We start from the raw sequence: 9,743 nt of genomic DNA, 5'->3' as shown, positions 1-9,743 counted from the left end.
ACTCTACCCCTCCCCCCCGCGCCCCCCGCGGGCGGGCCTTTTCGCCCGGCCCCGCGGGGGGGGCCCGGGCGCGGTGGCCCCCCCCGCCCCACCCCTTCGTCGTCTTCGTCGTCTTCGTCGTGCCGCTCCGGGTCAGGCCTCGGCGGCGGCGGCGGCCATCGCCGCGGCCCTGGCCTCGCCCTCGGCCTGCTTCCGCTTCGAGTAGCGGATGGTCCAGAAGATCAGCGACACGAGGAACCCGTAGATCAGGATCGGGCTGAGGATCACCATGGTGTCTGTGGTCAGCGCGTAGGCCAGCACCACGCGCAGCGCGGCCTCGACCAGGTAGGCGACGCCCCACACGGTGGTCATCGTCCTCATCGACGCACGGAACTCCGGGTACTGCCACAGCCCGTTGAAGTGGGCCACGCCCGCGGTGGTGCCGTCGGTGCCGAACTTGCGGCCGAAGTAGAACATCAGCGGCCGCGGCGCCAGGAGCGTGGCGACGCACAGCGTGCCGAACAGGCCGGTCACGGCCGAGTCCTTGATGAGCAGGGCGCGGGCCGAGTGGGTGCCGACCAGGGTGACCAGGGCGGTGATCACCAGGAACACCAGGGTGACGATGGCGAATTCGTCGACGTGGCGGCGCCAGGCGAGCGAGACGACGGTGTCGACCACCGGCCAGGCGCTGCTGACCAGCAGTGCGGCGAACTCCGTCCACCCCCGTCCGGTGAGGATGTTGTACGTGACGATCGGTGCGACCACGTTGAAGACGATGGTCACGATCCAACCGATGGCCGTGGCCGAGCCCGAACGGGCCGGCGGCCCGGTCTGTGTTGTCGGTGATGCTTGAGCGGACAACGTTCCCCCTGAGACCTGCTGATGAAGTGCGGTAAGGGGAACGTAAAGAGGATGTCCGTCCAGGGCAACGGCCTCTCGCACAAAATGATCACCAAGCTGTCCGGACCCCTGGGTTCCGGCGGCTCCGGGGGTCCGCGGTCCGCGGCGCCCGGGGTGAGGGGCGTCAGGCGCGCAGGCCCCGCACGATGAGGGCGGAGACGGCCTCGAACTCCGTGATGATCGTCGGCGAGAGCCAGTCCGCCGCGTATTGCGGGTCGTGGAAGCGGCCGGTGGCGTCGAAGACGGCGTGGGCGGCCGCCGGCACGTCCGGCGCGGCCAGGGATCCGGCGGCCACGCCCTCGGCGATGATCCGGGTCAGCTGGGCGATCAGCTGGCTGAGGTGGTCGTCCACCACCCCGCTGTTCTCGGCGAGCAGCACGGTGTAGGTGGCGAACAGCTCCGGGTCGGCGCCCGCCTTGTGCCGCTTGGTCTCGAACAGCGCCTCCAGCCACGCCTCCAGCTTGGAGGGGGCGGTCCCGGTGGGAGCCGAGACGATCTCCTCCAACATCACCACGTTGCGCGAGAGCCAGCGGTCGGTGACCGCCTCGCGCAGTGCGGCCTTCGACGGGAAGTGCCGGTAGACGCTGCCGTGGCTGACTCCGAGGGCGCGCGCCACGTCCACCACGGTCGCCTTCGTGGGGCCGAAGCGGCGCAGCACCTCCTCGGTGGTTTCGAGGATGCGCTCGGGGGTCAGGGGTTCGGCAGCTGCGGGAGGCATGTCTACGACCGTACCGGCAGCTCAGTGCTCACTGTCGAGGTGGGCCATCTGCGCCGCCGGATACCGCTCGCCCGCCGCGGCCCCGGCGGGCACGGCCGCCTCGATCGCGGCCAGATCGGCAGGGGTGAGGACGGTGTCGAGAGCGCCCAGGGCCTCGGTCAGCCGGTCCCTGCGGCGCGCGCCCACCAGCGGGACGATGTCCTCGCCGCGCGAGAGCACCCAGGCGATGGCGGTCTGCGCCACGCTGACGCCCTTGTCGTCGGCCACCTTGCGCAGGGCGTCGACCAGGTCGAGATTGCGGTCCAGGTTGTCCCCCTGGAAGCGGGGGCTCATCCCGCGGAAGTCGCCGGGGGCGAGCGTGCGGTCGCGGGTGAAGTGGCCGCTGATCAGGCCGCGCGAGAGCACCCCGTACGCCGTGATGCCTATGCCCAGCTCGCGGGCGGTGGGCAGGATCTCCTCCTCGATGCCGCGGGAGATCAGGGAGTACTCGATCTGGAGGTCGGAGATCGGTGCGACCGCGGCGGCCCGGCGCAGGGTGTCCGCGCCGACCTCGGACATCCCGATGTGCCGCACGTGCCCCGCCTGCACGGCCTCGGCGATGGCGCCGACGGTCTCCTCGATCGGGACGTCCGGGTCCACGCGGGCGATCCGGTAGATGTCGATGTGGTCCCGGCCGAGGCGCTGGAGCGAGTAGGCCAGGAAGTTCTTCACGGCCGCGGGGCGCCCGTCGTATCCGGTGAAGCCCCCCTCGACGGTGCGCAGCGCGCCGAACTTGACGCTGGTGAGGGCCTGGTCCCGGGCGGCGGCCGGAGCGGTCCGCAGGGCTTCGTTGATCAGGAGTTCGTTGTGCCCCATGCCGTAGAAGTCGCCGGTGTCCAACAGGGTGACCCCGGCGTCCAGGGCGGCGTGGATCGTGGCGATGGATTCCGACCGGTCCGCCTCGCCGTACAGGGCGGACATGCCCATGCAGCCGAGGCCGAGCGGATGGACCGTGGGGCCGGTGGTGCCGAGGGTGCGGTGGTGGGCGGTCGGGACGGTCTGCGTCTGCCGGGTGTTCCGCGTGTGCTGGGTGTTCTCGTTCGTCGTCATGCCAGAAGAATGACATGACGGGTGACAGATTTCAATATCTGTCACCCGTCACTCTCCTTCTTCACTCGAACGGGCACTCGGGCGCGCTCACGTCGAGGCGATGCGGAGCGCCAGGGCCGCGGCCGAGATCAGGGTGAGCACGGCCGCCGGGGCGAGTTCGTAGTGCTTGACGCGCAGGTGGGTGATGACGGCGCCGATGAAGTAGAGGGTCACGCCGGTCGCGGCGGCTATGCCCAGGGGGGTGGACCAGAGTCCGCCGACGAGGCCGACGGCGCCGGCCGCCTTGAGCGCCGCCAGTCGCGGCAGCCAGGAGTCGGGCACGCTCACGGCGCGCATGTTCGTGAGCACCGGCTCCGCGCGGCGGGCGGTGAGCGTCGCGGAGGCGAGCAGGACGAGCGCGAGGAGGGTGGCGGTGGCGGCGTACGCGATGAACATGATGATCTCCAACGATTGGGGTCTTCTAATCATTGAACAGCATCAACGATCGATGGATGCCAATCATTTCCCGACTGTTACGGTAAGGAGATGACCGCTCAGGACGCCCAGCACGTCGCCCAGCGCCTCGGGATGCTGCTGGCCTGGCACGGTTCGGCCACGGAGGCCCGCATGCGGCGGGCGCTCAGCGCCGCCGGACTCACCCCCCGGCACGTGATGACCCTGCTGCACCTGGAAGCGGGACCCGTGAGCCAGCGGGCGCTGGCCGAGCGGCTGGAGGTGGACCCGAGCGTGCTCGTCGGCCTCCTCAACGACCTGGAGGGCGCCGCCCTGGTGGAGCGCCGTCGCGACCCGGCCGACCGGCGCCGCCACAACGTCGCCATCACCGGGGCCGGCGCGGACGTGCTGCGGACGACGAACGAGGCCCTCGACGCCGTGGAGCAGGTGCTCTTCGCCCGCCTGTCGCAAGGCGAGCGCGACCTGCTGCGCGACCTGCTCGGTCGGGTCGACACGAACGCCGCGGACTTCAGCTGCGGCGAATAGCCGCCGCGCCCGTCGCCGGTTGCGCGCCCGGGGTCAGGAGGCCGGGACCTTCTCCAGGGTCCGGGAGGTCCGCAGGGCCGTGGACCGGGCCCACCGGCCGCTGGTCAGCAGGCCCACGACGAGGACGGCCAGCCCGCAGGCCGTGATGATCCACCAGGCGGGCCGGGCCGCGTCCGCGAAGGCCGTCGCCGTGTAGCCGTGCCCGGCGAGCCCGGCCGCCAGCACCGCGCCGATGACCGCGACCCCCAACGTGCCGCCGGTCTGCCTGCTGGTGGAGGCCACCGCGGCCGCCACTCCCGCCTGGGCGCGGGGCATCCCGGAGACGGCGGTGTTGGTGATGGGCGCGTTGACCATGCCGAAGCCGAGCCCGAAGAGCACGTACCCGGTGAAGAGCAGCGCGGTCGAGGACGCGGCGTCGAAGGCGGCGAACAGCAGGCCGCTGGCCCCCATCGACACCCCCGCGACCAGCAGCGGCAGCCGCGGCCCGCGCGAGCCCACCAGCCGCCCCGACAGCGGGGCCATGAGGAAGGTGAGCGTGGCCATGGGCAGCATGTAGAGCCCGGCGTGCAGCGCGCTCAGCCCGCGCACCTCCTGGAGGTACAGGGTGTTGAGGAAGAGGAACCCGGACAGCGCGGCGAAGGCGCTGACCGCGATCACGGTGGCCCCGCTGAAGGGCGCGCTCCGGAAGAACCGGGGGTCGATCAGCGGTTCGGCCCGCCGGGGCTCGTAGACGAGCAGGCCGACCAGCGAGGCGACGGCCAGCGCCGCGCAGCCGAGGGTCAGCGGGGAGGTCCAGCCGGCGGCCGGCGCCTCGATGATCCCGTAGGTCAAGGAGCCCAGCAGCGCCATGACGAGCAGCTGGCCCACCGGGTCCGGGCGGCGCGGCCGCTCCGCGCGGGACTCGGGGACGTAGCGCAGGGTCAGGAGCAGGGCGAGGAGGCCGACGGGGAGGTTGACCCAGAAGATCGACCGCCAGCCGACGGAGTCGACGAGCAGCCCGCCGATCAGCGGACCCGCGGCCATGGAGATGCCGACGACCCCGCCCCAGACGCCGATGGCGCGGGCGCGTTCCTTCGGGTCGGTGAAGGTGTTGGTGATGATCGACATCGCGACCGGGTTGAGCATCGAGCCGCCGACGGCCTGGATCATCCGGAAGACGATCAGCCACTCCAGGCTGGGGGCCAGCGAGCACAGCAGCGAACCGGCGGTGAAGAGCACGAGCCCCGCCGTGAAGACCTTGCGGCGGCCGATCCGGTCGCCCGTGGAGCCGGCGAGCATCAGCAGCGAGGCCAGGACCAGCGTGTACGCGTCGATCGTCCACTGCATGCCGGAGACCGAGGCGTCCAGCTCGCGGCGCATGGCGGGCAGGGCGACGTTCAGCACCGTGTTGTCGAGGCTGACGATCAGCAGGCTCATGCAGCAGATGGCCAGGATCAGGAGGCGGCGCCCGGGGCTCAAGTCGTGCATGATGCCGATAGTACGCCTAACTAAACAAATGCGGGACGTGGCGCGGCTGGGCGACAATGGGGGCATGACCACGCTCCCCCCGCCCCTCGCGATCGGCCCGCACACCGTGCAGCCGCCGGTGGTGCTCGCGCCGATGGCCGGCATCACCAATGCCCCGTTCCGCACCCTCTGCCGCGAGTTCTCGGGCGGCAAGGGGCTCTTCGTGAGCGAGATGATCACGACGCGCGCGCTGGTCGAGCGCAACGAGAAGACCATGCAGCTGATCCACTTCGACGAGAGCGAGAAGCCCCGCTCGATACAGCTGTACGGCGTCGACCCGGTCACGGTCGGCAAGGCGGTCCGCATGATCGTGGAAGAGGACCGGGCCGACCACATCGACCTGAACTTCGGCTGCCCGGTCCCCAAGGTGACCCGCAAGGGCGGCGGCTCGGCCCTGCCCTACAAGCGGAACCTGCTGCGCGCGATCCTGCGCGAGGCGGTCGCGGGCGCCGGTGATCTGCCGGTGACGATGAAGATGCGCAAGGGCATCAACGACGACCACCTCACCTACCTCGACGCGGGCCGGATCGCGGTCGAGGAGGGCATCACCGCCATCGCGCTGCACGGGCGCACCACCGCCCAGCACTACGGCGGCACCGCCGACTGGGAGGCCATCGCGCGCCTCAAGGAGCACGTGCCCGAGATCCCGGTGCTCGGCAACGGCGACATCTGGTGCGCCGAGGATGCGCTGCGCATGGTCCGCGAGACGGGCTGTGACGGCGTCGTGGTCGGACGCGGCTGCCTGGGGCGGCCGTGGCTCTTCAACGACCTCGTGGCGGCCTTCGAGGGCCGCCCCGAGGACTTCCACAAGCCGACGCTGCGCGAGGTCGCGGCGACCATGCACCGCCACGCGCAGCTGCTGGGGGAGTGGATCGGCGACGAGGCGCGCGGGGTGATCGACTTCCGTAAGCACGTGGCTTGGTACACCAAGGGCTTCTCGGTGGGTTCCGAGATGCGGCAGAAGCTCGCCGTCACCTCGTCCCTGGCCGAACTGGACGCTCATCTGAGCGAGCTGGACCTGGACCAGCCGTGGCCGGACAGCGCGGACGGTCCGCGCGGCCGGACGTCCGGAAACAACCGAGTTGTCCTCCCCGAAGGCTGGCTCAAGGATCCCTACGACTGCGCCGGGGTCGGCGAGGACGCCGAGCTGGACACGTCCGGCGGCTGAGAAAAGGCCCTCCGATGCCCCCTCGGGCGGCGTGAGATACGCCACGCATGGGTGGGGTTGCGCTCAGATGAGCGCTGATTTCGCGGCTATGACTTCCAAAGGGTGGCACTGGGTGCCACCCTTTGTGTGTTCAAGAGTTGAACGCAAATGTATCGATGATCGCTCATCCGAGCACAGGCAAGCCGATCTGAGCCCTTCTCACTTCGGGATGTGAAGGCTCTTGGGGTGCTCCAGCTACCCGCGAGTTACTTTCGATCTCCTGGCGCACGGGTGGTTACAGCCATGTGACCGCCAAGTGGACGTACCCATAAGCCTTCGATCTGGGTATGTTCCTGGCCGTCAGGGCAGCCACCCGAGTCCTCGAGGAGTCGAGACCCGTGTCGGAAAACAAAGATCAGAAGTTCGTTTACGACTTCACCGAGGGCAACCGGGACCTCAAGGACCTTCTCGGCGGCAAGGGGGCCAACCTCGCCGAGATGACCAACCTGGGCCTCCCCGTCCCGCCCGGCTTCACCATCACCACCGAGGCGTGCAAGGTCTACCTGGAGAGCGGCGACGCCCCGGTGGAGCTGCGCGACGAGGTGGGCGCCCACCTCGTCGCCCTCGAGGCGAAGATGGGCAAGAAGCTCGGTCAGTCGGACGACCCGCTGCTGGTCTCCGTCCGGTCCGGGGCGAAGTTCTCCATGCCCGGCATGATGGACACGGTCCTCAACATCGGCCTGTCCGACGAGTCGGTCAAGGGCCTCGCCGCGCAGGCGGGCAACGACCGCTTCGCCTGGGACTCCTACCGCCGTCTGATCCAGATGTTCGGCAAGACGGTCCTCGGTGTCGAGGGCGAGCTCTTCGAGGACGCGCTCGACGAGGCCAAGGCCGCCAAGAAGGTCACCGTCGACACCGACCTGGACGCCGCCGACCTGCAGAAGGTCGTCGCGCGCTTCAAGGAGATCGTCGCGGAGGAGGCCGGCCGGGAGTTCCCGCAGGACGCCCGCGAGCAGATGGACCTCGCCGTCGAGGCGGTCTTCAACTCCTGGAACACCGACCGCGCCAAGCTCTACCGCCGCCAGGAGCGCATCCCGAGCGACCTGGGCACCGCGGTCAACATCTGCTCCATGGTCTTCGGCAACCTCGGCCCCGACTCGGGCACCGGCGTCGCCTTCACCCGCGACCCCGCCAGCGGCCACCAGGGTGTCTACGGCGACTACCTGCAGAACGCGCAGGGCGAGGACGTCGTCGCGGGCATCCGCAACACGGTCCCGCTCGCCGACCTGGAGTCGATCGACAAGGCGTCGTACGACCAGCTCATGCAGATCATGGAGACCCTCGAAACGCACTACAAGGACCTGTGTGACATCGAGTTCACCATCGAGCGCGGCCAGCTGTGGATGCTCCAGACCCGCGTCGGCAAGCGCACCGCGGGCGCGGCCTTCCGCATCGCCACCCAGCTCGTCGACCAGGGCCTGATCGACGAGGCCGAGGCCCTCCAGCGGGTCAACGGCGCCCAGCTCGCGCAGCTGATGTTCCCGCGCTTCGACGAGGCGGCCGCCTCGCAGCTGATCGGGCGCGGCATCGCCGCCTCCCCGGGCGCGGCCGTGGGCAAGGCCGTCTTCGACTCCTACACGGCCGTCAAGTGGTCCCGCTCCGGCGAGAAGGTCATCCTGATCCGCCGCGAGACCAACCCGGACGACCTGGACGGCATGATCGCCGCCGAGGGCATCCTCACCTCGCGCGGCGGCAAGACCTCGCACGCGGCCGTCGTCGCCCGCGGCATGGGCAAGACCTGCGTCTGCGGGGCCGAGGAGCTGGAGGTCGACACCAAGCGCCGCCGGATGACCACCGCCTCCGGCGTGGTCGTCGAGGAGGGCGACGTCGTCTCCGTCGACGGCTCCACCGGCAAGGTGTACCTGGGCGAGGTACCCGTCGTACCGTCGCCGGTCGTCGAGTACTTCGAGGGCCGGATGCACGCCGGCGCCGACGACGCCGACGAGCTCGTCTCCGCCGTGCACCGGATCATGGCCTACGCGGACCGCGTCCGGCGGCTGCGGGTCCGGGCCAACGCCGACAACGCCGAGGACGCGCTGCGCGCCCGCCGCTTCGGCGCCCAGGGCATCGGCCTGTGCCGCACCGAGCACATGTTCCTCGGTGAGCGCCGCGAGCTGGTCGAGCACCTGATCCTCGCGGACACCGACAAGGAGCGGGAAGCGGCACTCAGTGCCCTCCTGCCGCTCCAGAAGAAGGACTTCGTCGAGCTGTTCGAGGCGATGGACGGACTGCCCGTCACCGTCCGCCTGCTGGACCCGCCGCTGCACGAGTTCCTGCCCGACATCACCGAGCTGTCGGTGCGCGTCGCCCTCGCCGAGTCCCGCAAGGACCACAACGAGAACGACCTGCGCCTGCTCCAGGCCGTGCACAAGCTGCACGAGCAGAACCCGATGCTGGGTCTGCGCGGTGTCCGGCTCGGCCTGGTCATCCCCGGCCTGTTCGCCATGCAGGTCCGGGCGATCGCCGAGGCCGCGGCCGAGCGCAAGAACGCCAAGGGCGACCCGCGGGCCGAGATCATGGTCCCGCTGGTGGGCACGGTCCAGGAGCTGGAGATCGTCCGCGAGGAGGCCGACCAGGTCATCGCCGAGGTCGAGGCCGCCACCGGCACCAGCCTCAAGCTGACCATCGGCACGATGATCGAGCTGCCGCGCGCCGCGCTGACCGCCGGTCAGATCGCCGAGGCCGCGCAGTTCTTCTCCTTCGGTACGAACGACCTGACCCAGACGGTGTGGGGCTTCTCCCGCGACGACGTCGAGGCCAGCTTCTTCACCGCGTACCTGGAGAAGGGCATCTTCGGGGTCTCCCCCTTCGAGACCATCGACAAGGACGGCGTCGGCGCGCTGGTCCGCAGCGCCGTGCAGGCGGGCCGGGCGACCCGCCCCGACCTCAAGCTCGGCGTGTGCGGCGAGCACGGCGGCGACCCCGAGTCGGTGCACTTCTTCCACGAGGTCGGCCTCGACTACGTCTCCTGCTCGCCCTTCCGGATCCCGGTGGCGCGCCTGGAGGCGGGCCGCGCCGCCGCCGAGGCGAAGGGCAGCGACAGCCGCTGACCCCGCACGGCGTGGCCGCCGCTCCGCACGCTCCGCGCGTGCGGTGTCCGCCTCCCACGCCCCTCAGACCGCGCCTGCCCCGGGTTCCCTGACACCCTGGGGCGGGCGCGCCTGCGTTGTGAACAAGTGCGGCGTGAAGAGCGCGGTGTGAAGAAGCACATTGTTCAACAACTCTTTACGTCAGCAGGCGGTGGACGGATCCCCACCCGTCCACCGCCTGCTGACAATCTGCCGGGCACGTCGGCGCTTCCCGGTGCGACCGACCGCCAGGCCCCGCAAAGCCCCCCACGGCCTTCGCGGAGCGTTTCGGTCGCGC

The 9,743-nt window shown here is 70.4% G+C and carries 8 protein-coding genes; 3 read left to right on the top strand and 5 right to left on the bottom strand.

Annotated features, from left to right (window positions below):
* Positions 1–132 precede the first annotated feature (132 nt).
* The 4 genes from ACFWAR_RS13085 to ACFWAR_RS13070 form a co-directional block, all read right to left on the bottom strand.
* Positions 133–762 carry a VC0807 family protein gene (locus ACFWAR_RS13085; protein ID WP_385776226.1) on the bottom strand — a complete coding sequence of 210 codons (630 nt, stop codon included), beginning with the start codon at positions 760–762 and terminating at the stop codon, positions 133–135.
* Positions 763–1,003: 241 nt separating this feature from the next.
* On the bottom strand, positions 1,004–1,597 hold the full coding sequence (locus ACFWAR_RS13080) for a TetR family transcriptional regulator (protein ID WP_385776224.1): 594 nt from the start codon (positions 1,595–1,597) through the stop codon (positions 1,004–1,006).
* A 21-nt stretch (positions 1,598–1,618) separates the two neighbouring features.
* On the bottom strand, positions 1,619–2,686 hold the full coding sequence (locus ACFWAR_RS13075) for an aldo/keto reductase (protein ID WP_385776222.1): 1,068 nt from the start codon (positions 2,684–2,686) through the stop codon (positions 1,619–1,621).
* Positions 2,687–2,773: 87 nt separating this feature from the next.
* Positions 2,774–3,121: a DoxX family protein gene (locus ACFWAR_RS13070; protein WP_385776220.1), complete on the bottom strand. Its 348-nt coding sequence runs from the start codon at positions 3,119–3,121 to the stop codon at positions 2,774–2,776.
* A 90-nt stretch (positions 3,122–3,211) separates the two neighbouring features.
* On the opposite strand from ACFWAR_RS13070, the gene ACFWAR_RS13065 reads away from it, so the two are divergent.
* Positions 3,212–3,664 carry a MarR family winged helix-turn-helix transcriptional regulator gene (locus tag ACFWAR_RS13065; protein WP_385776218.1) on the top strand — a complete coding sequence of 151 codons (453 nt, stop codon included), beginning with the start codon at positions 3,212–3,214 and terminating at the stop codon, positions 3,662–3,664.
* A gap of 33 nt (positions 3,665–3,697) precedes the next feature.
* Here ACFWAR_RS13065 and ACFWAR_RS13060 read toward each other — a convergent pair whose 3' ends face one another.
* Positions 3,698–5,131, bottom strand: a complete 1,434-nt coding sequence (locus ACFWAR_RS13060; RefSeq protein ID WP_385776215.1) for an MFS transporter — start codon at positions 5,129–5,131, stop codon at positions 3,698–3,700.
* Between the two features lie 64 nt (positions 5,132–5,195).
* On the opposite strand from ACFWAR_RS13060, the gene dusB reads away from it, so the two are divergent.
* Together dusB and ppdK are read left to right on the top strand one after the other, a co-directional pair.
* Positions 5,196–6,338, top strand: coding sequence for a tRNA dihydrouridine synthase DusB (gene dusB, locus ACFWAR_RS13055; protein WP_385776213.1), 1,143 nt, complete (start codon positions 5,196–5,198; stop codon positions 6,336–6,338).
* Positions 6,339–6,715: 377 nt separating this feature from the next.
* Positions 6,716–9,427, top strand: a complete 2,712-nt coding sequence (ppdK, locus tag ACFWAR_RS13050) for a pyruvate, phosphate dikinase (protein WP_385776211.1) — start codon at positions 6,716–6,718, stop codon at positions 9,425–9,427.
* Positions 9,428–9,743: the final 316 nt, after the last annotated feature.

The sequence above is a fragment of the Streptomyces sp. NPDC059917 genome, from assembly GCF_042730635.1.
Classification (GTDB): Bacteria; Actinomycetota; Actinomycetes; order Streptomycetales; family Streptomycetaceae; genus Streptomyces.
Note: the sequence above shows the minus strand (reverse complement) of the source record. Positions and strands in the feature narration are given on the sequence as shown.